Genomic DNA, 24124 nt, shown 5'->3' on the forward strand with positions numbered 1-24124 from the left:
GTACGGCTGCCGCGGGCAGACTCGCCGTGAGGGCCGTCCTTCGGCAAGGACCGAACGGCCAGGCGGATTTACCGGGTGGGGAAGGCGGGAACAGAGCGGTGGCGTCACAGCCATGGACTTCCGGCGTGCGTGCGGTTGCCGAGGGCGACACCGCAGCCGCCCGGCAGTTGGTGCAGCCGTCCGTGTTGCTGATCGAGGACGACCCCGGCGACGCGCTCCTGGTGGAGGAGCTCGTCGCCGACAGCGCCTTGGACATGCGTCTGCAGTGGGTGCGTTCCATGGCCGAGGCGCGTGAGGCACTGACCTTGGCGGTGCCGGACTGCGTACTCCTCGACCTGCATCTGCCGGACGCCCACGGACTGGAAGCCGTGTCCATGGTCCGCTCCCTCGCCGACCGGGTCGCGGTCGTCGTGCTCACCGGCCTCGCCGAGGAGGAGACCGGCTCCGCCGCCGTGGCCGCCGGCGCCCAGGACTACCTCGTCAAGGGCCGCGTCGAACCGGAGCTCTTCGGCCGCGCGGTGCGCTACGCGATCCAGCGCAAGCAGGCCGAACAGGCTGCCGTCGCCCTGCAGGCCAGCCAGATGCAGGCACAGGAGAACGCCCGCCTCGAGCGGGGACTGCTGCCCGTACCGCTGCTGAACAGCGCGGGCGTGGATGTCGTGGCCCGCTACCGGCCCGGCCGCGCCCAGGCCCTGCTGGGCGGCGACTTCTACGACATCGTCCAGAGCAGGGACGGCACCGTGCACGCGCTCATAGGAGACGTCTCCGGGCACGGACCCGACGAGGCGGCCCTCGGCGTGGCCCTGCGCATCGCCTGGCGCACACTGGTGCTCAGCGGAGTCACCGGCTCCGAACAGGTGGGCAGGCTCGAAGAGATCATGCTCGCGGAGCGAGTGAAGCCGTACGTCTTCGCCACTCTGACGAGTCTCTCCGTCCCGGCGGGGGCCCGGCACGCGCGGCTGACGCGCGCAGGCCACCCCGGAATCCTGCTGCGCACCGCGGGCGGCGGAGTCGAATGGGTGGAGGTCGCGGGCGGCCCTGCCCTGGGCGTCGCGCCCGACGTGCGGCTCTGGCCGGTCGAGGAGGTGCCCCTGCCGGCGGGCTCGGCACTGGTGCTCTTCACCGACGGCCTCTTCGAAGGACATGTCGGCCAAGGCCGCGAGCGTCTCGGCGAACAGGGGTTGCTGGACCTGGCGCGCGAGTTGGGCGCGCTGCGGCCGGCGGCATTCGTCGACACGCTGATCCAGCGGGCGGAGAACCTCGCCGAGGAGCAGGGCGGTCTGGCCGACGACGTGGCCGTGGTGCACTTGCACTGGCACGGAGACCCCGGAGACCCCGGAGACGCGCACAGGAACGAGGACGAGGCAGTGGCACAGGGCGGACAGGCGAGCACCGCGGTCGACAACGGCCGCCGGATCAGCATCGGAGAACAGCGCCGTGGTTGAGACGCCGAGCAGCGCACGGGTCGGCGGCCGGCTGACGGTGCAGGGCTGGATCCAGCTGGTGCTTGCCCTGATGGTGCTTCTGGTGGTGGCGGGCGCCGTGGTCGGCGCCCGCCTGCTCGGCCAGACCGCGGACGTGACCGACGAGCTGACCGACCGCCTCCTGCCCGCCCAGACACAGACATACCGCCTCCAGGCCGCCCTGGTGAATCAGGAGACCGGCGTCCGGGGCTACGCCATCACCGCCGACCGCCAGTTCCTGGACCCCTACACCAAGGGCAAGAAGGACGAGACCCGGGCCGCCGCCCGGCTGCGCGAGCTCATCGGGGACCGGCCCCAGCTGCTGGCCGACCTGGAGGCGGTCCAGCGGGAGGCGGCCGACTGGCGGCGCGCGTACGCCGAACCGCTCATCTCCGAGGTCACGCCCGGTGAGCCGCGCGCCGTCACCGAGACGGACGCCGAGCGCGGCAAGGAGGTCTTCGACCAGATCCGCACGGTGTGGGCCGCGCAGAACGCCGACCTGACCACCGCCGTCGAGGACGGCAAGGAAGAGCTGGACAGCTCCCGTACGGTACGCACGGTGGTCCTCGGGTCCATGGTGGGAGTCTTCCTGGTGACCGGCGTCGCCCTGGCGCTCCTGGTGCGCAGGCTGGTGGCCCGCCCCCTGGACGCGCTGCGCGTCTCCTCGCGGCAGGTGGCGCGCGGCGACTTCGACCACGTCATCACGGTCGACGGCCCCGCGGACCTCCAAGCGGTGGCCAGAGACGTGGAAGACATGCGCCAGCAGATAGTGGAGGAACTGGAGGCCTCGCGCCGCCAGCGGGACGAGCTGACCCAGCAGGCGGACGAGCTGGACGCCCAGGCCGTGGAACTGCGGCGCTCCAACGCCGAACTCGAGCAGTTCGCCTACGTCGCCTCCCACGACCTCCAGGAGCCCCTGCGCAAGGTCGCCTCCTTCTGCCAGCTCCTCGAGAAGCGGTACGGGAACACCCTCGACGACCGCGGCAAGCAGTACATCGACTTCGCGGTCGACGGCGCCAAGCGCATGCAGATCCTCATCAACGACCTGCTCACCTTCTCCCGTGTCGGGCGGCTCAACGACGCACAGGTGCCCGTCGACCTCGACCAGGCCCTCACCAAGGCGCTGGCCAATCTGGAGACATCCGTCCGGGACACCGACGCGATCGTCGAACGGCCCCGGCACCTGCCCGAGATCGTCGGCGACCCGACCCTCCTGACGATGCTCTGGCAGAATCTCGTCGGCAACGCCGTCAAGTTCCACCACCCCGAACGCCCCCCGCTGATCCGCATCACCTGCGAGGAGGACGAGAGTTCGGGCAACTGGAACCTCAGCGTCACCGACAACGGCATCGGCATCCCCGAGGAGTTCGCCGAGAAGGTCTTCGTCATCTTCCAGCGGCTGCACGGCCGCGATGTCTACGGCGGCACCGGCATCGGCCTCGCCCTGTGCAAGAAGATCGTCGAGCACCACGGCGGCCACATCTGGATCGACAGCCGCCACACCGGCGGCACCCGTATCTGCTTCACCCTGCCCTCCGACGCCGGCCCCGCGGAGGACACCGAATCCCGTACCGAGGAAGAGGCCCTGACATGACCACCCCTTCTGCCGCGCCCGTCGACGTACTCCTGGTCGAGGACGACCCGGGCGACGAGCTGATGACGCGCGAGGCGTTCGAGGACAACAAGATCCGGAACAATCTGCACGTCGTCCGGGACGGCGAGGAGGCCCTCGACTTCCTCTACCGGCGGGGTGAGTACGAAGGGGTGCCGCGCCCCGACCTCATCCTGCTCGACCTCAACCTCCCCAAGTACGACGGCCGCCAGGTCCTGGAGAAGGTCAAGTCGGACCCGGACCTGCAGGACATCCCGGTGGTCGTGCTGACCACGTCGGCGGCGGAGGAGGACATCCTGCGCAGCTACAAACTGCACGCGAACGCGTACGTCACCAAGCCGGTCGACCTCGACCAGTTCATCGCGGCGGTACGCCAGATCGACGACTTCTTCGTCCAGGTGGTACGCCTGCCGCGCCGCCAGAGCTGAGCCCGGATACTCCGCACCCTGCGCCCCTTCTTGGTGTGAACACACAATTTCGCCCGCCTGCGGATAGCAGGAGGCGGCCCATCGCGTCGTGATGGTTGCCAAGAAGGGGAGGGTCGATGGAGGCCTCAAATCACGACGAGTTCCGCGAGTTCGTAGCCATGCGCTCCACCGCGCTGCTGCGGCTCGCGGTCCTGCTGACCGGCGGGGACCGGCATGCGGCGGAGGATCTGCTGCAGATCGCGCTGATGAAGGCCTACGGACGCTGGGCGCGCATCGAGCAGCCCGAGGCGTACGTCCGCCAGATCATGTACCGCCAGCAGGTCAACCGCTGGCGGCTGCGCCGGCATCGCGCCGAGACGACGGTGCCCGTACTGCCCGAGTCCGCACATGAGGGCGCCGACTCGGACTCCGAGCTGAGGATCGCGCTGTGGGCGGCGCTCGGTCGTCTCACGAAGCGGCAGCGGGCCGTTGTCGTGCTGCGTTATTTCGAGGACCTGCCCGAGGCGGAGGTCGCGGCGCTGCTGAGATGCCCGATCGGCACGGTGCGCAGTACCGCGCACCGCTCGCTCGCCAAGCTCCGGGACCTCGTCCCCGAACTCGGGCCCGAGAGGCCACGGGGACAGGCGCAGCCGCTCAGCTACTCGCCGAAGGAGATGCAGGGATGACGACGGAGCACGTGGAGGAGAAGGTCCGCGAGACACTGCACGCGGTCGCCCTTGACCGGGTGCGGGCGCCGGGAGATCTGGCCGAGCAGGTGGTGCGGCGGCGCGGCCGGCGCCGTTTCTCGCAGGCCGCGGGGGCGGCCGTGGCGGTAGCGGCGATCACGGTGGGGGCGGTCCTCGGATTCGGGGGCGGTGAGGGGGCCGGGCAGGAGCGGCCCGTGCGTCCCGCGGCGTCGCCCGAGGGCTGGAAGGCGTGGCAGAAGGACGCGCCGGGCGCCGGCGAGCGGGGCTGCCTGGTGGACGGCTCCGCGCTGTACTGCGCCGGGACCAAGTACGACGCGGCGAAGTTCGACGCCAACACCGGCGAACGGCTGTGGGCCGTCAAGGTCAACGGCGAGGGCGACGGGATCGACCACCCCTTCGCCGTGCGGGACGGAGTTGTCTATGCCTACCGCAACCACACCGCGAAGAAGCAGCCGAACGGCGACTACATGGGCGGTACCGACCTGATGGCGGTGGACGCCGGCACCGGTGACGCGCTGTGGAAGAAGAAGATGCCGCAGGACGACCGCACCGACCAGGCCGCCATGCCCATCAACGGCGCGGTCTTCGCGAACACCCCGTCGCTGCGCACGATGTCGGCCCTCGACCCGCTCACCGGCGAAGAGAAGTGGCACTACACCTGGAAGAAGGGCATCGTGTGCGAACGCGCGGTGCTCAGCGGGGTGCCCCATCTCGTGTGCACGCGGGACACGGAGAAGCCGCACGACACCGACGTCTTCCGGCTCAGTCCCGCCACCGGAGCCGCCGAGAAGGTCACCACCCTGCCCGGCAGGCATCAGCTGACCGGGAACACGGGGGACCGGCTGGTCCTGGCGGGGCAGAGGGAGCCATCGGACAAGAACCTGCGGCTGACCACCGTCAACGGCTCGGGAGCGCAGACCTCGCACACCTACCGGATGCCGGGGAAGGAGGCCGGCAAGCCGGGGACGGTGGCCAAAAACGCTGTCGTCGGCGACCGTCTGATCTCCGTGACATGGCAGGGCAAGGCCTCGGCCCACTCCCTGACCACGGGAAAGACCCTGTGGACCGCCCCCGTGGGCATCAAGATGCCCCGCGAGGAATCGTTTACGGGCATCGCCTCTCCCGTGGTGTCGGAGAGGCAGGGGGTCGTGTACTTCCTCAACCCGGCCGGAGAGCTGTCGGGTCTGGATCTGCGCACGGGCGAGAAGGTCTGGCACACGCGCGTCGACATCGGTAGGCCAGGCCCCGGCCGGGCAGAGGCGCCCCAACTCCTGCTCTACAAGGATGTGCTGGTCGCCCTGAAGGGAAGCAAGATGGTCTCCCTTCTGCCGCCCACCGGCGGCTGACCCGGGTTTCGCGGGCCGGGGCGGACCTGCCGTCCCGGCCCGACTCCGTGTGCCGGGGCCGAGCCTCCCAGCGGCCCGCGACCTGCGGCCCGCGGCAATAATGAACTCGCACCCGCCGGGCGCTGTCCTTATCCTCACCGGAGCGGGATCGCGCGGTCCCGCAGGTTGCGGTGCCGTGGCAGAGCGGCCCATTGCGATCGGCGTGCGGGAAGCCCCTCGCACGCCGACTGACGGGATCCGGGCGGGCCTTGCCCTTCCCTGTCCGCGGGTTCGAATCCCGCCGGCGCCGCAGCCGACCGGCACGAGAGCCGTACGCCGCCGCCCGTCCGCACCGACTGGAGTTCCCATGAACGCCCCCGCCCCCGCCGCTCCGGTGTTCGTCGGACCGGAACAGACCGCAGCCGTCGGGCGAGGGCAGGTCAGCGTCCTGTGGACGCTCGGCGACCGTACGAGGGACCTGGACGCCGACGTCATCCGCCTTGCTCCGGGCGCGAGCACCGGCGAGCACACGGAGCAGGAGTTCGGCGTCCTGCTCACCGTGCTGACCGGCACCGGTGCACTCCGCACCCCGGACGCGACCTGGCGGCTCACGCCCGGCGCCCTCGCCTGGCTTCCCGCGGGCATCAGCCGCTGCGTGGACGCGGGGGATGAGGGGGATGAGGGGCTGGTCTACACGACCGCGCACCGCCGACACCCGCTCCCCGGCAGCGGGCCGCTCGGCGGCTCAGACGGCGGGGAGCCGGTCTGCCTGCTCGATCGCGTCTGCGCGGAGTGCGGCAGTCTCGCCGCCGAACGGGATGCCCGCTACTGCGCCCGCTGCGGCACACCCCTGACCGACTGAGGCCACCGCCTTTCCAGCACGACCAGCCCGCGTCCAGGCGTACGACAGGAGCCCCCCACGATGTCTGACACGAATGCGGGTCGTACCGGGGGCGCGCAGAACGTCCTCACCGGTGACCACCGCTCCGCACACCTCCTCGCCGAGAACGTGCACTGCGTGCTCGGGGACCGCCTCGTGCTGCGTGACGTCTCGCTGAAGGTGTCACGGGGCGAGCGGGTCGGTCTGATCGGCGAGAACGGGCGGGGCAAGTCGACCCTGCTGCGCGCGATCGCCGGTGAACTGCCGGTGCAGCGGGGGCAGGTCGTACGGGCGGTCGCGGGTCAGGTGGGCTTCCTGCCCCAGGAGCCGGGCTTTCCGGCCGGTGCGACCATCGAGACCGTACTGGCGCGGGCGACCGCCGAGTTCGGTGAGATGGCCGAACGCATGCGCGCCGCCGAGGAGTTGATGTCATCCGGCGCGGAAGATCTGAGCGAGGTGCTCGGTGAGTACGGCAGGCTCCAGGACGAGTTCGCCCGGCGCGGCGGCTGGGAGCTCCACGCCCGCGTCGGCGAGGTCCTCGATGTTTTCGGTCTGGGGGGCCTGGACCGGCTTCGGCCCACCGCGGCGCTCTCGGGCGGCGAGCGGTCCCGCCTCGCGCTCGCCGCTTTGGTCCTCACCGAGCCCGCCGGGTTGCTGCTCGACGAGCCGACGAACCATCTCGACGACCGCGCGGTGGACTGGCTGGTCCCGTGGCTGGCCCGGTACCAAGGGCCGTGCCTCATCGCCTCGCACGATCGTGTGCTCCTCGACAAGGCCGTCACCGCCATCGTCGACCTGGACGGGTCCCGCGGCACCACGGTGCGCTACGGCGGCGGCTACCGCGACTACCTCGACGAGCGCGCCGCGGCGCGAGCGCACTGGTGGCAGCAGTACCGCGACTGGCGCCAGGAGCTCGTGGAGGCCCGGCGGCGTCTTGACAGAGCGGCCAGGTCCGGCCGTGTCTTCGGCGGGAGGCGGGACAGCGACAAACTGTCCTACGACCTCGCCGGAGGCGGCGCCCAGGCTGCCGCCGCCCGCGCGACCCGTGCCGCCAGGCAGCAACTGGGGCGGCTGCTCGACGAGGAGGTGCGGCGCCCGCCCCAGCCGCTGGCTTTCCGGGCGCCTGAGGGTGATCCGGCGGGCGAGGGTGCGGAACGGCCCGGCGACGGGGTGCTGCTGCGGGCCTCGGGCCTGGCCGTGGGTGACGTGCTGCGGGGCGTGGACCTTGAGCTCGCCCCCGGTTCGCGGCATGTGATCACCGGGCCGAACGGCTCGGGCAAGTCCACGCTCCTGTCCGCACTGGCCGGCCTCCGGGCCCCCGACGCGGGAGCGGTTACACGCCAACCGGATCTGCGCATCGGTTACTTGCCCCAGGAGAGTGACTTCTCCGGGGAGCGGCGCGGCGTCCTGGAGACCTTCGCCGCACACCGCGCGGCCTACGTGGACGACGCGGCGCGCGAGCTGACCCGCTTCGGCCTGTTCGCGAGCGCGGACTTCGACGTCCCGGTGAACCGTCTCTCGGTGGGGCAACTGCGGCGGCTCGAACTGGCGCTGCTGTTCTCGCGGCGCCCGGACCTGCTGCTGCTCGACGAGCCGACCAACCACCTCAGTCTGGACCTGGTCGAGCAACTGCAGGACGCGGTGCAGCAGTTCACGGGCCCGGTCGTCATGGTCACCCACGACCGGGCACTGCGCGAACGCCATCGCGACAGCCTGCTGGAGCTGGTCGACGGACGGCTGACCCGGCCGGCGTAGTCGTCCCGGCCCGGCCAGTTCCCCGGTCCGGCTAGTTGTCCACGTCCCCGTACGTCGTGCCGACCTTGAGCCCGTCGATCCAGTTGATGACCCGCTTGTCCTCGACCTCGGAGCCGTAGGAGCCGAAGCGGGTGTCATTGCCCAGGTCGTCCCAGGTGCGGCCGGAGAACTCGGCGACCTTGGTGCCGTTGTAGAAGGCCGACACCCACCCGGTGGAGGCGTCGGACGAGGTGTGGATTCCGAGCACGATGCGCTTGTACGTGCTGGTCGTGACGGGGGTGGACCACTTCAGGGTCCACTTCTCGCCGGCCTCGATGTGGAACAGCTTGAGCGCGCCGCCCTCGACCTTCATCAGTACCGGGTAGTTCTGCTGGTGCTGGTCATTGGTGCCGTACGACTTCCACTGGAAGATCGTGCCCGCGTCCGGGGTGTTGGTGGAGGTGTCCCAGCCGATCCAGTACGTCGAGTTGTTCTTGAACGTGTACCGCGAGCCGCCGACGCTGATCCCGTGGGCCTCGCAACGCTCCAGGCCCAGCGGCTTGTTGAACTTGAAGACCTGGCCGCGGCCGTCGCCGTTGTCCTGGACGGTGACGCTGCCGGGGCTGTCGCAGAGCGTGGAGGAGAACACCCCGGTGCCGCCGGAGGCGTCCCCGTCCCAGATGACGGAGGCGTCGGCGGGTGCCGCGGTGAGCAGGACCAGTGAAGAGACGGCAGCCGTGAGCGTGCCGGTTCGCTTGCGCATGGGGGCTCCTTGCGAGTGGGGGGACGGGGCCGCGTGCCGTAGACCATCTGTGCGCCAGGTGGAGAGTAAACGGTTTCTAGCATGGACATGGGTGAACACTCAATGGAGAAGCATCAGTTGGGCACGCCGTACAGAAAGCGGTATCTGCGGCAACCGGGCTGAAAGGCGCGGACCCGCCCTGCCGGGCGGGGATCAGTTGAGGACGAAGGGGAGCTCCGCGGCCAGCGCGCCGAGTTCGGTCTGCTCCGCGTCGGTCGGAGCCCGTCGGCCGGTGCCGATCAGCAGCGCGTCCGTGTCGGAGAACGACTTGGGGAACGCGGCCCCGGCGATGTCCTCCAGCATCCCGCGGCTGCGGGCGAGCCCCTCCGCGGGCGGCCCGGCCACATGCGGGAGGTGGGCGATCAGGTCGAGGTGGTGCAGGGTCCATTCCATGACGTACGTCATGAGGAAGTCGCCCGCGGTGAGGACCTCGTCGCGGGTGCTCACCCGGGCTCCGGGGTCCGCGAGCCGGGCGGCGCGCCCTGCGGCCGATCCGACGTCGTCGAGGTGGAACTTGAGCAGCCAGGGCTCGCCGTAGGCGGCAGCCAGCCGGACGGTCAGCGCGTCCAGCGGGTCCTCACCGGTCGGCGGCGTCGCGGTGACGTCCCAGTAGGTCAGGGCGTCGCGGGTCGGCTCCGTGTCGGCGGGGGTCACGAGGGTGATCAGGACATCCTGGGCATCGACGATCAGATGGCAGGCCAGGTCCCGCACGAGCCAGCCGGTACAGCCGGAGGGCCGCCCGAAGTCCTCGTCCGGCAGTTCGGCGACGGCCTCGCGCAGCGCTGTCCATGAGCGTAAGAAGAGATCCACGCCGCAAAGGTAGTGCGGTGCAGCAAAGCCGGACAAGCGGATGAGGGCAGCGGCCGGGCCCTGCCGCTGCTGACTCACCGGCGCCGGACGCCGCCGCACTCCTCAGCTCGGTCGGCACGCTCGAACCTGTCGGTGTCGGCACGACCGGCCGGACCGCAGCCGCCCGGCACTACCCGCTCCGTCAATCGGCCGGAGGGGCCACCTGGCCGGTGTCCGCAAGCAGCCGGACAGTAGAGTTCGGGTGCGTCAGCCCCCCGAACACCGAGGTACCGTCCGTGACCCCCGCACCCGCCGCACACCCCCTCCCGCCTGCAGTGTTCCCTCCTGCGGTAAGCGTGGTGGGCATCGGGGCCGACGGGTGGGCCGGACTGACCGACGCGGCGCGCGCGGCACTCGGCGAGGCGCAGGTTCTGATCGGCGGGCAGCGCCAGCTGGACCTGCTGCCGCCGCAGTGCGCGGGGCGGCGTGTGCCGTGGCCCTCGCCGTTGCGGCCCGCAGTGCCTGCTCTGCTCGCCGAGCACGCGGGGAGCAGGATCGCCGTCCTGGCCAGCGGGGACCCGATGTTCTACGGCATCGGCCGGGCGCTCACCGAAGTGCTCGGCTCCGACGGGCTGCGGATCCTGCCCCACCCGTCGTCCGTTTCGTATGCTTGCGCCCGCATCGGCTGGCCGCTGGAGGACACCGAGGTCGTCACCCTGGTCGGCCGGCCCGCGGCCCGCCTCGCCGCGGCTCTGCACGACGGGCGCCGGCTCCTTGTGCTCAGCGCGGACGCCGACACACCCGCCGTGGTCGCCGCGCTGCTGCGGGAGCGGGGCTTCGGGCCGAGCGCACTTCGTGTCCTCGAGCAGCTCGGCGGCGAGGACGAGGCCTGTGCCGAAGGAACCGCGGACACTTGGGCGCACCCGCCGGGCGACCCCCTGAACGTCATCGCGATCGAATGCCGGCGTGAACCCGATGCCCTGCGCCTCGGCGCCGTTCCCGGCCTGCCCGACGCGGCGTACGAAACCGACGGCCAGCTCACCAAGCGCCACATCCGCGCCGCCACCCTCGGCGTGCTCGCGCCGGCCCCCGGCGAGCTCCTGTGGGACATCGGCGGCGGCTCGGGGTCCGTGGCGATCGAGTGGATGCGCACCCACCCCTCCTGCCGGGCGATCACCGTGGAGCGCGATCCGGTGCGGGCACAGCGCATCGAACGCAACGCCGCACACCTCGGCGTGCCCGCCCTGCGTGTGATCACCGGCCGGGCACCCGACAGCCTGGCCGAACTTCCCACGCCCGACGCCGTGTTCATCGGCGGCGGGCTTACCGTGCCCGGCCTGCTCGACGCCTGCTGGGAGGCGCTGCCCGCCGGTGGCCGCCTGGTCGCCAACACGGTCACCCTGGAGTCCGAAGCGCTGCTGACCGAGCGCTACCGCAGGCACGGCGGTGATCTGGTCCGCCTCGCCGTCGCGCACGCCGTGCCCGTGGGCGGGTTCACCGGCTGGCGCCAGGCGATGCCGGTCACCCAGTGGTCCGTACGCAAACCCCCGACGTCCCCCGCCGCGGAACGCTCGGCGGAAGTCCCCGCAAAACCCTCGGCAGAACCCTCAGGAGACAACCAATGACCGTGTACTTCATCGGCGCGGGCCCCGGCGCGGCCGACCTGATCACGGTGCGCGGCGCGCGCACGCTCGCCGCGTGCGGGGTGTGCCTGTACGCGGGCAGCCTGGTCCCCCGTGAACTGCTCGCCGAGTGCCCCGGGGACGCCCGCCTGATCGACACCGCGCAGCTCGACATCGACCAGATCACCGCCGAACTCGTCACCGCCCACGAGCAGGGTCACGACGTGGCCCGCCTGCACTCGGGCGACCCGTCCGTCTTCAGCGCCGTCAACGAGCAGATGCGGCGCCTGGACGAGGCGGGTGTGCCCTACGAGGTGGTGCCGGGTGTGCCCGCGTTCGCCGCCGCCGCGGCGTCGCTCAAGCGGGAGCTGACCGTACCGACCGTCGGCCAGACCGTCATCCTCACCCGGATCGCCAACCGGGCCACCGCGATGCCCGAGGGTGAGGACCTGGCCACGCTGGGACGCAGCGGCGCCCTGATCGTGCTTCACCTCGCCGCCAAGTATGTGGACCGCGTGGTCGAGGAGCTCCTGCCGCACTACGGTGCCGACTGCCCGACCGCCGTCGTGGCCCTGGCCTCCCGCCCGGACGAACTCATCCTGCGCGGCCCTCTCGACGAGATCGCGGCCCAGGTGAAGGCGGCGGGCGTGATCCGTACCGCCGTCATCATGGTCGGCCGCACTCTGGGCGCCGAACAGTTCCGCGACAGCCACCTCTACTCACCCGAACGCGACCGGCACGTCTGCTGAGAGCGGTCGCGTCGGGCGCTGCAGTCCCGGGACGAGGAGCCCGATCACGACCCACATCGGGGCCCCGCCCAAGCCCTTGTATGCCAGTACGGTCCAGGCGCTGTTCTCCCGCCTCAGCGCACGCTGCTGCGGCCGACGACCGTGCCCGCCCGGTCGATGCAGATGACGTCCACGGCGACCGGCGCGCCCCGCAGGACCGACAGCGCCTCGTCGCGTGCCGCCACGGCCACCAGGTCGCCGAGCGGGACGCCGCGCGCCTGGCACAACTGCAGTGCGGCCAGGCCGGTGTTGGCGACTTCCACCTCTGCCGCCAGGGCTTCGTCCGCGCCGCCCCGGCGGGCGAGCGAGGCCAGGAAGGGCTTGTCGACCCGGGAGCGGGCCGAGTGCAGGTCGAGGTGTCCGGCGGCGAGCTTGGAGAGCTTGGCGAATCCGCCGCACACCGTGAGTCGGTCCACGGGGTGCCGGCGCACGTACTTGAGCACCGCGCCCGCGAAGTCCCCCATGTCCAGGAGGGCGATCTCCGGAAGGCCGTACTCGGTCACCACCGTCTTCTCCGAGGTCGAGCCCGTGCAGCCGGCCACGTGCGTGTGCCCGGCGGCGCGCGCCACGTCCACCCCGCGGCGGATCGAGTCGATCCACGCCGAGCAGGAGTAGGGCACCACGATGCCGGTCGTGCCCAGGATCGACAGGCCGCCAAGGATGCCCAGGCGGGGGTTCCAGGTGGAGCGCGCGATCTCCTCGCCGTGGTCGACGGAAACGGTGATCTCGACGTCTCCCGTGCCCCCGTGCTCCGCGGCGACCCGCGCGATGTGCTCGCGGATCATCTGGCGCGGCACGGGATTGATCGCGGGCTCGCCGACGTCGAGCGGCAGACCTGGCAGGGTGACCGTGCCCACGCCGGGCCCTGCCTTGAAGACCACCCCTGCCCCCGGCGACAGGTGCCGCGCGGTGACCCGTACGAGCGCGCCGTGCGTCACGTCGGGGTCATCGCCCGCGTCCTTGACCACTCCCGCGGTCGCCTGCCCTTCGACCAGTTCCTCCACCGCCAGGGCGAAGGCCGGAGTCTGGCCCTTGGGCAGGGTGATGGTCACCGGGTCGGGAAAGTCGCCGCTGAGCAGGGCCGTGTAGGCGGCCGTCGCCGCCGCCGTCGCGCAGGCACCGGTCGTCCAGCCGGGCCGCAGGCCGGTGTGCTTGAGTTGGGCGCTGCGCCCGCCTTTCGCCTCACTCATGGATGGATCCGATGCACGTTCTGATACTGGGCGGGACCACGGAGGCCCGTCGCCTCGCCGGGACACTGGTGGCGGAGCTGCCCGCCGGAGCGCGGGTGACCAGCTCCCTCGCCGGACGGGTGGCAAGCCCGAAGCTGCCGCCGGGCGAGGTGCGCGTGGGCGGCTTCGGCGGAGCCGACGGGCTTGCCGCATGGCTGCGGACGCACCGGGTGAGCGCGCTCATCGATGCCACCCATCCTTTCGCCGAGACGGTCAGTTTCAACGCGGCCGCTGCCGCCGCTGCCGCCCATGTTCCCCTGCTCGCGCTGCGCCGGCCCGGCTGGGTGCCGGCCGAGGGCGACACCTGGCACCCGGTCGGCTCCCTGGCCGAGGCGGCCGAGGTGCTGCCCGGGCTCGGGCAGCGGGTGTTTCTCACCACCGGGCGCATGGGCCTTGCCGCCTTCGCCGGTCTGGACCGGCTGTGGTTCCTGATGCGGTCGGTGGATGCCCCGGACGCACCGCACCCTCCGCAGATGGAGGTACTGCTCGACCGGGGCCCGTTCACCCTGGAGGGGGAGCGCGAGCTGATCCGCCGCCATCGCATCGACGTCGTCGTCACGAAGGACAGCGGCGGCGCCGCCACCGCCCCCAAGCTGGCGGCCGCCCGCGAGGCGGGCATCCCCGTGGTCGTGGTGCGCCGACCGCCGGTGCCCGGGGGCGTGAGCGTGGCCGGCACCCCGCAGGAGGCCGTGGCCTGGCTGCGCGCGCAGGGCGGCAGCCAGTCCTGGCGAAAAGAACCGGAACCCTAGCCCCGCGGAGTGCCCTCGGCGGGTTCCTCGGGGTAGCGGCGGGGCGTCCACACGATCTGCTGTCCGTCGCCGCGCTGCTCCCAGCGGGTCTGCGAGGACCCGACGAGCAGGATCGTGCGCATGTCCACCTCGGCCGGATCGAGATCGGCGAGCCGCACGGTGCGCACGCTCTCGTCCGGTCCGCCGACATCACGGCCGAGCACCACGGGGGTGTCCGGCGAGCGGTGTTCGAGCAGCAGGTCCCGGGCCTTGCCGACCTGCCAGGTCCGGCTGCGCGAGCCGGGGTTGTACAGCGCGAGCACCAGGTCGGCCGAGGCCGCCGCCCGCAGCCGCTCAGCGATGACCTCCCAGGGCTTGAGCCGGTCGGAGAGCGAGATCGTGGCGTAGTCGTGGCCCAGCGGAGCACCCGCGCGGGCGGCTGCCGCGTTGGCCGCCGTCACTCCCGGAAGCACCCGCACCGGCAGGTCCGCGTACTGCTTCTGCGTGGCCGCCTCAAGGACGGCCGTCGCCATGGCGAAGACGCCGGGATCGCCGCCGGAGACCACGGCCACGCGCCGGCCGCGCCGGGCGAGGTCCAGGGCGAACTCGGCGCGCTCGGACTCGACCTTGTTGTCGGAGCCGTGGCGCACCTGCCCCGGACGGACCGGCACCCGCTCCAGATAGGTGGTGTAGCCGACCACGTCGTCCGCGGCGGCGAGCACCCCGCGGGTCTCGGGCGTGAGCCACAGCGGCCCGGCGGGTCCGGTGCCGACCACCGCCACCTCGCCGGAGTCCGGGCCGCGCTCGGGCCGGGGCGCGTCGATCCTGCTGGGCAGGACCGCGACCGCGAAGTACGGCACGGAGCCGGCGTCGACCGCGGCAAGATCGTCGACGCGCTCACCGGCCATCGTGGCGCGCTCGACGTAGTGCGCCTCGGGCAGCCGCCCGGACGTCTCGAAGGCGCGGCGCACGGCGGGGAACGTACGGCCCAGCTTCATCACGACCGCGGCGTCGGTGGCGGCAAGCCGGGCGGTCAGCTCCTCCTCGGGCAGGGTGCCGGGCAGGATGGTGAGGACTTCCTCGCCCTCGGCCAGCGGAGTGCCGAGCCGGGCTGCCGCCGCGCTGACGGAGGTCACACCGGGGATCACCTCGGTGGGATAGCGGTCGGCGAGCCGCTTGTGCATGTGCATGTACGAGCCGTAGAAGAGCGGGTCGCCCTCGGCGAGGACGGCGACCGTGCGCCCGGCGTCCAGGTGCACCGCCAGGCGGGCCGCGGCCTCGGCGTAGAAGTCCTCCATCGCGCCCCGGTAGCCGCCGGGGTGGTCGGTGGTCTCCGTCGTGACGGGGTAGACCAACGCTTCCTCGATGTGGTCGGCGCGCAGGTGCTTGGCCGCGATGGACCGCGCGATCGACCGTCCGTGCCGGGCGCTGTGATAGGCGACGACATCGGCCTCGGCGATGACCTCCACCGCCCGCAGGGTCATCAGGGACGGGTCGCCGGGGCCGAGGCCCACGCCGTACAGGCGGCCGGTGTTGTGCTCGCTCACGTGCTCGCTCACGCTCATTCTTCCTCGCTGGCGATCGCGTTGAGTGCGGCGGCCGCGATGGCGCTGCCGCCCCGACGGCCCCGCACGATCATGTGTTCCAGGCCGGACGGGTGCGCGGCCAGGGCGTCCTTGGACTCCATGGCGCCGACGAAGCCGACGGGCACCCCGATGACGGCGGCGGGGCGCGGGGCGCCCTCCTCGATCATCTCGAGCAGCCGGAACAGGGCGGTGGGCGCATTGCCGACGGCTATGACCGCGCCCTCCATCCGATCGCGCCACAGTTCCAGGGCGGCGGCGCTGCGGGTGGTGCCGAGCTTGGCCGCCAGGTCGGGCACCGCCGGGTCGGACAGGGTGCACACCACGTCGTTGTCCGCGGGCAGCCGCTTGCGCGTGACGCCGCTCGCGACCATGGCCACGTCGCACAGGATGGGGGCGCCGGCGCGCAGGGCCTCGCGGGCCCTGGCCACCACGTCCGGGGTGAAAGCGAGGTCGCGTACGAGGTCGACCATGCCGCAGGCGTGGATCATGCGGACCGCGACCTGGCTCACGTCGGCGGGCAGACCCGCGAGATCCGCCTCCGCGCGGATCGTGGCGAAGGACTGGCGGTAGATCGCCGGTCCGTCCTTCTCGTACTGATGCACAGTGCGTTCGCTCTCTTGATAGGGCATGGAACAGTCAGGTGTCGCGAGGTCGTTCATGTCGTGTCAGCCGCGGGCCGCGGCCACGGCGGCGGCGAGCGCGCCCGGGTTGCCGGGGACGGTCGCCGGGGTGTCTCGTTTCTCGCCGTGTACGCGGCTGATCTCGTACCCCTCGGGGGTGGCGACGACGTCGATCCACTCTCCGTGGGGATGTCCGCACCGGCGTGCGCACCCCGACCAGTAGACGGGCAGCGCTCCCACGGGGCCAAGAGCGGCGGTCGCCGTGGCGCGTACGTCGTCCAGGGACTTGGCGCAGCCGGGCCGGCCGATGCAGGCACCCACGCCGGTCCAGGGGGAGTCGGGTCCGGTGCTGAGCCCTGCGGCCTTCAGGTCCTCCAGGAGTTCCACGGCCTTGGGCCGCTCGACTCCGGGCAGGACGACGCCGCGCCAGGGGGTCAGGCGCAGTTCGCCGTTGCCGTGGTGGCGTGCGGTGTCCGTCAGTGTCTGCCACTGGGCTGCGCTGACGCGTCCCAGGGGCAGGCCCAGGGAGAGCGCGGCCGTCTCGTGCGGGCCGGAGACGACGCCGAGGGCGGGTCCGCCCGCGTCCCGGGGGAGCGGGGCGGTCACGGGGGCGGGGTCGAACCCGGCTTGCCGCAACCGGTGTACGACCGTGTCGAACAGGCGGCCGGTGCCGCCGGGCAGCTCCGACACGCGCCAGGCACCCGTGCCGGCGGCCTGGTCCAGGAACGTCTCGGCGGCGGCGAGGGCGGCTTGCGGTGCCTGCGCGGCACGTACGACTACGGCGTCCTGCCCCTGGCCGATCCGCAGCAGTGCCGCGTCGCCGCCCCGCGCCGTCAGGGTCACGTCCCCGCCCAGAGCCCCCACGTCGCCGCGGCCGTCGTCGAGGGCGAACAGGAACCGGCCGGACAAATCGGCGGCCTGGTCGCTGGTGCAGATCAGTTCGTCCAGGGCCGACAGCCACGGGCGGATGTCGTGTTCTCCGCGGCCGTCGAGTCCCGAGAGCGGGGAAGCCACCACGTTGCGCGCACGCTCGTGGCGTTCGGAGGGCAACAGGCCCGCACCGCCGAGCACATGAGCCAGTTCGCTCCCGCACCGCTCACCCAGACCGCGCAACTGCACATTGCCGCGCGATGTGAGATGCAACTCGTCATCTCCAAGGCGCCGGGCCAGCTCGCGCAGCACTTCGGCCTGCTCCGCGGACAGCAGGCCGCCCGGAATACGGACACGCGCCAGGGCCCCGTCGTCCGCCCGGTGCAGCCGAAGCGTGCCGGGGCAGGCGTCACCACGGCTGCGGGCAGACTCGTCTCCCGGCAGCGCAGGTGAGGGGACCGATGGGGGCATGGCGGCGAGCATACCGACCGATCGCAGCAGGTCCGCCTGCCCCCCGTCAGTTGATCGGCCCTTAGTATTCCTAGCGACGGGCCGACCGGCCCGTCGTCGCCACAGACGGCGACAAGGGGAGGAAGCCCGGTGCGATTCCGGCGCGGTCCCGCCACTGTGAGCCCGGCCCTGGTGCCGGGTGAGTCAGGAACTCCCTTCCCCGAGCTCTCGTCCGCTCGAGCAGGGGAGACGCCATCGACACCACCCGGGGCGTGGACACCCCGAGGAAGGCACGACGCCGCATGATCCTGCTCCTGTCGACGTCCGACACCGACCTGCTCAGCGCCCGCGCCGCGAACGGCCCGGTCGCCTACCGCTACGCCAACCCCTCCCGCCTCGCACTCGAGGACCTTCCGCAGCTCCTGGACGGCGCCGATCTGGTCGTCGTGCGCCTTCTGGGCGGAGTGCGCGCCTGGCAGGACGGCCTCGACCAAGTCATCGCGACCGGCCGCCCCGTGGTCGTCCTCACCGGCGAACAGGCGCCCGACGCCCAGCTGATGGCCGCTTCGACCGTCCCCATCGGCCTCGCCGCCGAGGCCCACGCCTATCTGGCGCACGGCGGGCCCGACAACCTCGAGCAGCTGGCCCGGTTCCTCTCCGACACCGTGCTGCTCACCGGTCACGGCTTCGAACCGCCCGCCGCCGCGCCCTCGTGGGGCCCGCTGGAGCGCACCGCCCGTCAGGTCGAGGGGCCGACCGTGGCGGTGCTCTACTACCGCGCCCACCACATGAGCGGCAACACCGCCTTCATCGAGGCGCTGTGCCGCGCCATCGAGGACGCCGGTGCCCGCCCGCTGCCGCTGTACGTCGCCTCGCTGCGTACCCCCGAGGCCGAACTCATCGAGGAACTGCGCGCCGCCGACGCGATCGTGACCACGGTCCTCGCGGCGGGCGGCACCCGGCCCGCCGAGGCCTCGGCGGGCGGCGACGACGAGTCCTGGGACGCCGGTGCCCTCAGCGGCCTCGACGTGCCCATCCTCCAGGCGCTCTGCCTCACCAGTTCCCGCAGTGACTGGGAGGACAACGACGAGGGCGTCTCGCCGCTGGACGCCGCCAGCCAGATCGCGGTCCCCGAGTTCGACGGCCGTCTGATCACGGTGCCGTTCTCGTTCAAGGAGATCGACGAGGACGGTCTGCCCGCGTACGTCGCCGATGACGAGCGCGCGGCCCGGGTCGCGGGCGTCGCCGTGCGGCACGCGCGACTGCGGCACATTCCGGCCGCCGACAAGCGCGTCGCGCTGGTCCTTTCCGCCTACCCGACCAAGCACTCGCGGATCGGCAACGCGGTCGGCCTCGCCACCCCGGCCAGCGCCGTGGCCCTGCTGCGCCGCCTCCAGGAGGAGGGCTACGACTTCGGCACCGAAGAGGTGCCCGGCCTGGTCTCCGGCGACGGCGACGAGCTGATCTACGCGCTGATCGAGGCGGGCGGCCACGACCAGGAGTGGCTCACCGAGGAGCAGCTGGCCCGCAACCCCGTCCGTATCCCGGCGGCCGACTACCGGCGCTGGTTCGCGACGCTGCCCGCCGAGCTGCGCGAGTCCGTCGAGGAGCACTGGGGGCCCGCCCCCGGCGAGATGTTCGTGGACCGGTCGCAGAACCCGGAGGGCGACATCGTCCTGGCGGCCCTGCGCCGCGGCAACCTGCTCATCCTCATCCAGCCGCCGCGCGGCTTCGGCGAGAACCCGATCGCGATCTACCACGACCCCGATCTGCCGCCCTCGCACCACTACTTGGCCGCCTACCGATGGATCGCCGCATCCGCCGACGACAACGGCTTCGGCGCCGACGCGATGATCCACCTCGGCAAGCACGGCAACCTCGAATGGCTGCCCGGCAAGAACGCGGGCCTGTCCGCGGCCTGCGGCCCCGACGCGGCCCTGGGCGATCTGCCCCTGATCTACCCGTTCCTGGTCAACGACCCGGGAGAGGGGACCCAGGCCAAGCGGCGCGTGCACGCCACCCTGGTCGACCACCTCGTACCGCCGATGGCCCGCGCCGACAGCTACGGCGACATCGCCCGCCTGGAACAACTCCTGGACGAACACGCCCAGATCGCCGCGATGGACCCGGCGAAGCTGCCCGCGATCCGCGCCCAGATCTGGACCCTGATCCAGGCCGCCAAGCTCGACCACGACCTGGGGCTCGAAGACCGCCCCGAGGACGAGGGCTTCGACGAGTTCATCATGCATCTCGACGGCTGGCTCTGTGAGATCAAGGACGTCCAGATCCGCGACGGCCTGCACGTCCTGGGCGGCGCCCCGGCCGGCGCCGACCGCGTCAACCTGGTCCTCGCGATCCTGCGTGCCCGCCAGATCTGGGGCGGCACCGCGTCGCTGCCGGGCCTGCGCGAGGCGCTGGGCCTCGACGAGTCGGCGGCCACCCGCACGAGCGCCGACCGGGTCGAGGAGCAGGCCCGCGCCCTGGTCCAGGCGATGGAGGACGCGGACTGGGCCCCGGACGCCGTCGCCACGGTCGCGGCGGGCCACCCGCAGGCGGTCGCCGACATCCTCGACTTCGCCGTGCGCGAGGTCGTACCGCGCCTGGCCGCCACGACCGACGAGCTGGACCACACCGTGCACGCCCTGGAGGGCGGCTTCGTGCCCGCGGGCCCTTCGGGCTCCCCGCTGCGCGGCCTGGTCAACGTCCTGCCGACCGGCCGCAACTTCTACTCCGTAGACCCCAAGGCGGTGCCCTCGCGCCTCGCCTGGGAGACCGGTCAGGCCCTGGCCGACTCGCTCCTGGAGCGCTACCGCACCGACAACGGCGACTGGCCGACCTCGGTGGGCCTGTCCCTGTGGGGTACGAGTGCCATGCGCACCGCCGGTGACGACGTCGCCGAAGCCCTCGCCCTGCTCGGCATCCGCCCGGTCTGGGACGACGCATCGCGCCGTGTCACGGGCCTGGAGGCGATCCCCGCGGAGGAGCTCGGCCGCCCGCGCATCGACGTCACCCTGCGCATCAGCGGTTTCTTCCGCGACGCCTTCCCGCACACCATCGGCCTCCTGGACGACGCGGTCCGCCTGGCCGCCTCGCTTGAGGAGCCGGACGAGGCGAACTACGTGCGCGCGCACGCGCAGGCCGACCTCGCGGAGCACGGCGACGAACGCCGCGCCACCACCCGCATCTTCGGCTCCCGCCCCGGCACGTACGGCGCGGGCCTGCTCCAGCTCATCGACTCCCGCGACTGGCGCACCGACGCCGACCTCGCCGAGGTCTACACGGTCTGGGGCGGCTACGCCTACGGCCGTGAGCTCGACGGGCGTCCGGCGCGCGAGGAGATGGAGAGCGCGTACAAGCGCATCGAGGTCGCGGCGAAGAACACCGACACCCGTGAACACGACATCGCCGACTCGGACGACTACTTCCAGTACCACGGCGGCATGGTGGCCACGGTGCGCGCGCTGAAGGGCAGCGCGCCCGAGGCGTACATCGGCGACTCCACCCGTCCCGAGACGGTCCGCACCCGCACCCTGGTCGAGGAGACCTCCCGCGTCTTCCGCGCCCGCGTGGTCAACCCCAAGTGGATCGAGGCGATGCGCCGCCACGGTTACAAGGGCGCCTTCGAGCTCGCCGCCACGGTCGACTACCTCTTCGGGTACGACGCGACGACGGGCGTGGTCGCCGACTGGATGTACGACAAGCTCACCGAGACGTACGTCCTTGACCCGACCAACCGGGACTTCCTCAAGCAGGCCAACCCCTGGGCCCTGCACGGCATCGCCGAGCGCCTTCTGGAGGCCGAGTCCCGCGGCATGTGGGCCAAGCCCGACCCCGCGGTGCTCGAGGCCCTGCGTCAGGCCTACCTGGAGACGGAAGGTGACTTGGAGGGCAAGGACTGAGCGCCTGTCGTCGGCCTTCGTATGAGGGGAGGGCCCCATCCCGCTGCCGGGGTGGGGCCCTCCCCTCATGCGTGCGCCGGTGGGGGTGCTACTCCGGGAGCGTGGCCCGGATCGCGGAGATGTCGAACTGCAGCCGAACCTTCTCGCTCACCATGGCGCCGCCCTGTTCCAGGCGCTGGTTGTAGACCAGGCCCCAGTCGGTGCGGTCGATGGTGGTGGTGCCGTCGAAGCCGGCGCGCTCGAAACCGAAGGGGTCCACGACCGAGCCGAGGTAGTCCAGCTGCAGCTCGACGGGCCGGGTGACGCCGCGGATGGTCAGCTCACCGGCCATGCGGAAGGTCTCGCCGCCCTCATGGACCGTGGACGTGCTGCGAAACGTCATCTCCGGGTGGCGGCGCGCGTCGAAGAAGTCGGCACCTATGAGGTGCGTGTCCCGCTGTTCCACGCCGGTGTCGACACTGGCGATCCGGATGACGATCTCGGCCCGCGATTCGGAGGGCCGGGCCCCGTCGAAGTACAGGGTGCTGTCGTAGTCGGCGAAGGCACCTCGCACCGTCGTGACCATCGCGTGCCGCACGGAGAATCCGATGCGGCTGTGCGGGCGGTCGATGGTCCAATGCCCGGTCAGCGCACGCAGTGCCGGGTCGAGCCCGGCATCGGAGGCCTCGGGGAAAGGCGAACCGTGGCCGACGGACGGCGTCGGCTCGAGGGTCGCGGTCTGGCGACGGCTGAAGATACCCATGTTTCGTCGTCTCCTTGGAATTGATCACTCCGTGTTATCACGCAGTCCACGGGCGCTGCTCAGCAAGATGAGAGGTCTCGTCCGGGTTCCATGCCACTGACTGCAAAGATGCACAGAATCGGCACGGATGTGGACGCACGACCGGGTGACCTGCCGTCACACAAGGTCACCATGAATGCTGAGCTGCTCCCGCACAGCCTCCTTGTGCCCCCGGATGCCCAAAACGTGCCGGTGCCGCCCACACCGAACAGGCGCATACTTGAAACAATTCTGAGGGTCGGAGGACCAAATGATCGCACTCGGAATCATCCTGCTCATCATCGGCATGGTGGCCGGTATCTCCATCCTGTGGTCCATTGGCGTCGCCCTGATCGTCATCGGCGCGGTCCTGTGGATTCTCGGCTCCGTCGGTCACGCGGTGGGCGGCCGAAAGCATTACTGGTAGGCGCTCGGCCCCGCCGTTCCGTGAGCCCCGCCACCCCATGATTTGCAACTGCGACGTACCGTTCGCGTGTCCGGAGGGCCAGCGGCGGCGCCGGTTCCGCATGCGGACCGCCTCACCGGGTACCAGGCTGGCCCCGAAGACCTGCTGAACGGAACGGAGTCAGGTGCATGGCCGGCGAGGGCGCAGGGCAGCGGACGGAAGCCGCGGCCCGGGGGTGGCCGGACCGTGTCCGGCAATGGTGGCTGCGGGCCCGCGGGACGGCCGGCTACGAGCGGTACACCCTGCTGCTGGTCCTCAAGAGCACACTGGCAGCGACCCTGGCCTGGGTGGTCTCGTACTACCTGCTCGACTCACCCTCCCCGGCGTTCGCGCCGTTCTCCGCCGTGCTCATCATGCAGGTGACGGTGTACCAGTCCCTGCTGCAGTCGCTGCGTTACCTGGGGGCGGTGGCGGTCGGTGTGGCGATGGTCGCGGCCCTTGGATTCCTCGGCGGCCCCGACCTGCTCACGTTCGTACTCGTCGCTCTCGCGGGCCTGACCATCGGCCGCTGGCCCGCGCTCGGAGCCCAGGGTCCGCAGGTCTCCACCGCGGCGTTCTTCGCCTTCTCCACCTACGCCTCCGCCACGTCGGCGACCGACAAGGTCACCCAGCTCGGGCAGATCATCCTGCTGGTCCTGATCGGCTGCACCATCGGCGTCATCGTCAACGTCACGGTCGCGCCGCCCATGCGCTACCGCAGCGCCGAGTACGGGATCCGTTCGCTGTCCACCGCGCTGGGCGACCTGGTGAGCGACATGTATCCGGTGCTGCGCGACGGCGAGTTGGACGAGGAGCGGCTGCGGCAGTGGCGCCGGAGGGCCGAGCAGACCGGGGGGCTGATCACCCAGGCCAAGGACGGCTTCAACACCGCGCAGGAAAGCCTCTACTTCAACCCCCGCCGGCTTCTGCGCAGGTACCGCGGCAAGCGCTCCTTCGAGGGGTACGGCGCGGTCCTCGCCGCCCTCGAACGCTCGCTGTACCAGGTGTCGTCCCTGACGCGCAGCCTGCACGAATGGCAAGAGGAGGACGGGAGCCGGCACGACGACGGGGCTTTCCTGCGGGGCTACGCCGACTTCCTCGAGTCCCTCTCGAAGATCGCTGAGGTGCTCGGCGAGCTGGACGAGGACTCCCTGGACGAACAGGCCCGCCAGTTGTGCGGGCTGGCCGACGAGGCCCGGGAATGCCGCCGGTGCGTGAGCGACGGAGCCAGCCGGGCCGGCCTCCCGCTGGATGATCCGGCTCGCCCCTACGGAGTTCTCGTCGTCGAGTCCACCCGCCTCATGGAGGAGTTCCAGCACTGCTGCGACGTGCTCCAGCGGTACGTGGACCAAGAAGCGTGACCGCCTGCTCCGTTCGCTTCTGCACAGCCCGCCCGCCGCAGGTTTTC

20 protein-coding genes, 1 tRNA gene and 1 riboswitch are annotated in these 24124 nt (G+C 71.7%); of the genes, 14 read left to right on the top strand and 7 right to left on the bottom strand.

All coding sequences use genetic code 11. The features are described from left to right. The first annotated feature begins 125 nt into the window (after positions 1-125). From IE226_RS02090 to IE226_RS02125, 8 genes are all read left to right on the top strand, one after another. Positions 126-1445 carry a PP2C family protein-serine/threonine phosphatase gene (locus IE226_RS02090; protein WP_229870336.1) on the top strand — a complete coding sequence of 440 codons (1320 nt, stop codon included), beginning with the start codon at positions 126-128 and terminating at the stop codon, positions 1443-1445. A gap of 70 nt (positions 1446-1515) precedes the next feature. Then, on the top strand, positions 1516-3057 hold the full coding sequence (locus IE226_RS02095) for a sensor histidine kinase (RefSeq protein ID WP_190079550.1): 1542 nt from the start codon (positions 1516-1518) through the stop codon (positions 3055-3057). After that, entirely contained in the window at positions 3054-3503 is a 450-nt protein-coding gene (locus IE226_RS02100; RefSeq protein WP_190079172.1) for a response regulator, read from the top strand. The genes IE226_RS02095 and IE226_RS02100 overlap by 4 nt, the downstream gene beginning before the upstream one ends. A gap of 116 nt (positions 3504-3619) precedes the next feature. Continuing rightward, a complete protein-coding gene (locus tag IE226_RS02105) occupies positions 3620-4168 on the top strand; it encodes a SigE family RNA polymerase sigma factor (protein WP_190079173.1) in 549 nt (182 codons plus the stop codon). Beyond that, positions 4165-5535 carry an outer membrane protein assembly factor BamB family protein gene (locus tag IE226_RS02110; protein ID WP_190079174.1) on the top strand — a complete coding sequence of 457 codons (1371 nt, stop codon included), beginning with the start codon at positions 4165-4167 and terminating at the stop codon, positions 5533-5535. Before IE226_RS02105 ends, IE226_RS02110 begins: the two co-directional genes overlap by 4 nt. 169 nt (positions 5536-5704) lie before the next feature. Next, positions 5705-5824, top strand: a tRNA-OTHER gene (locus IE226_RS02115). Between the two features lie 57 nt (positions 5825-5881). Then, the gene (locus tag IE226_RS02120; RefSeq protein ID WP_229870338.1) at positions 5882-6376 is read left to right on the top strand and encodes a cupin domain-containing protein; all 495 of its coding nucleotides are present in this window, start codon (positions 5882-5884) and stop codon (positions 6374-6376) included. Between the two features lie 60 nt (positions 6377-6436). Further along, positions 6437-8149 (top strand): ABC-F family ATP-binding cassette domain-containing protein, encoded by a 1713-nt coding sequence (locus IE226_RS02125; protein WP_190079175.1) that lies wholly within the window; start codon positions 6437-6439, stop codon positions 8147-8149. A 31-nt stretch (positions 8150-8180) separates the two neighbouring features. Here the strand turns inward: IE226_RS02125 and IE226_RS02130 are convergent, their stop codons facing one another. After that, positions 8181-8891, bottom strand: coding sequence for a polysaccharide lyase family protein (locus tag IE226_RS02130; protein ID WP_190079176.1), 711 nt, complete (start codon positions 8889-8891; stop codon positions 8181-8183). A 192-nt stretch (positions 8892-9083) separates the two neighbouring features. Beyond that, positions 9084-9740 (bottom strand): maleylpyruvate isomerase N-terminal domain-containing protein, encoded by a 657-nt coding sequence (locus IE226_RS02135; RefSeq protein ID WP_190079177.1) that lies wholly within the window; start codon positions 9738-9740, stop codon positions 9084-9086. A gap of 275 nt (positions 9741-10015) precedes the next feature. Here IE226_RS02135 and cbiE point away from each other — a divergent pair, with 275 nt between their 5' ends. Both cbiE and cobM read left to right on the top strand, forming a co-directional pair. Then, positions 10016-11344, top strand: a complete 1329-nt coding sequence (cbiE, locus tag IE226_RS02140) for a precorrin-6y C5,15-methyltransferase (decarboxylating) subunit CbiE (protein WP_190079178.1) — start codon at positions 10016-10018, stop codon at positions 11342-11344. Beyond that, the gene (gene cobM, locus IE226_RS02145; RefSeq protein ID WP_190079179.1) at positions 11341-12090 is read left to right on the top strand and encodes a precorrin-4 C(11)-methyltransferase; all 750 of its coding nucleotides are present in this window, start codon (positions 11341-11343) and stop codon (positions 12088-12090) included. Before cbiE ends, cobM begins: the two co-directional genes overlap by 4 nt. A 113-nt stretch (positions 12091-12203) precedes the next feature. Here cobM and IE226_RS02150 read toward each other — a convergent pair whose 3' ends face one another. Further along, positions 12204-13319, bottom strand: coding sequence for a cobalt-precorrin-5B (C(1))-methyltransferase (locus tag IE226_RS02150; protein ID WP_190079180.1), 1116 nt, complete (start codon positions 13317-13319; stop codon positions 12204-12206). Between the two features lie 11 nt (positions 13320-13330). Here IE226_RS02150 and IE226_RS02155 point away from each other — a divergent pair, with 11 nt between their 5' ends. Further along, positions 13331-14107: a cobalt-precorrin-6A reductase gene (locus IE226_RS02155; RefSeq protein ID WP_190079181.1), complete on the top strand. Its 777-nt coding sequence runs from the start codon at positions 13331-13333 to the stop codon at positions 14105-14107. Here the strand turns inward: IE226_RS02155 and IE226_RS02160 are convergent. From IE226_RS02160 to cobG, 3 genes are all read right to left on the bottom strand, one after another. Beyond that, positions 14104-15651 (bottom strand): precorrin-2 C(20)-methyltransferase, encoded by a 1548-nt coding sequence (locus IE226_RS02160; protein ID WP_190079182.1) that lies wholly within the window; start codon positions 15649-15651, stop codon positions 14104-14106. The genes IE226_RS02155 and IE226_RS02160 overlap by 4 nt on opposite strands. Then, positions 15648-16274, bottom strand: a complete 627-nt coding sequence (locus IE226_RS02165) for a precorrin-8X methylmutase (RefSeq protein WP_190079552.1) — start codon at positions 16272-16274, stop codon at positions 15648-15650. The genes IE226_RS02160 and IE226_RS02165 overlap by 4 nt, the downstream gene beginning before the upstream one ends. 63 nt (positions 16275-16337) lie before the next feature. Continuing rightward, entirely contained in the window at positions 16338-17645 is a 1308-nt protein-coding gene (gene cobG / locus IE226_RS02170) for a precorrin-3B synthase (protein ID WP_190079183.1), read from the bottom strand. Positions 17646-17693: 48 nt separating this feature from the next. Then, a riboswitch (cobalamin riboswitch) is annotated at positions 17694-17845 on the top strand. A gap of 69 nt (positions 17846-17914) precedes the next feature. On the opposite strand from cobG, the gene cobN reads away from it, so the two are divergent. Beyond that, positions 17915-21511 (top strand): cobaltochelatase subunit CobN, encoded by a 3597-nt coding sequence (cobN, locus tag IE226_RS02175; protein WP_190079553.1) that lies wholly within the window; start codon positions 17915-17917, stop codon positions 21509-21511. Positions 21512-21599: 88 nt separating this feature from the next. Here the strand turns inward: cobN and IE226_RS02180 are convergent, their stop codons facing one another. Further along, entirely contained in the window at positions 21600-22253 is a 654-nt protein-coding gene (locus IE226_RS02180; protein WP_190079184.1) for a YceI family protein, read from the bottom strand. Between the two features lie 289 nt (positions 22254-22542). Here IE226_RS02180 and IE226_RS02185 point away from each other — a divergent pair, with 289 nt between their 5' ends. Both IE226_RS02185 and IE226_RS02190 read left to right on the top strand, forming a co-directional pair. Then, positions 22543-22698: a DUF6131 family protein gene (locus tag IE226_RS02185; protein ID WP_190079185.1), complete on the top strand. Its 156-nt coding sequence runs from the start codon at positions 22543-22545 to the stop codon at positions 22696-22698. A gap of 167 nt (positions 22699-22865) precedes the next feature. Further along, positions 22866-24077 (top strand): FUSC family protein, encoded by a 1212-nt coding sequence (locus IE226_RS02190; RefSeq protein WP_190079186.1) that lies wholly within the window; start codon positions 22866-22868, stop codon positions 24075-24077. Positions 24078-24124: the final 47 nt, after the last annotated feature.

Origin of the sequence: Streptomyces longisporoflavus, assembly GCF_014649775.1 — a bacterium.
Lineage (GTDB): Bacteria > Actinomycetota > Actinomycetes > Streptomycetales > Streptomycetaceae > Streptomyces > Streptomyces longisporoflavus.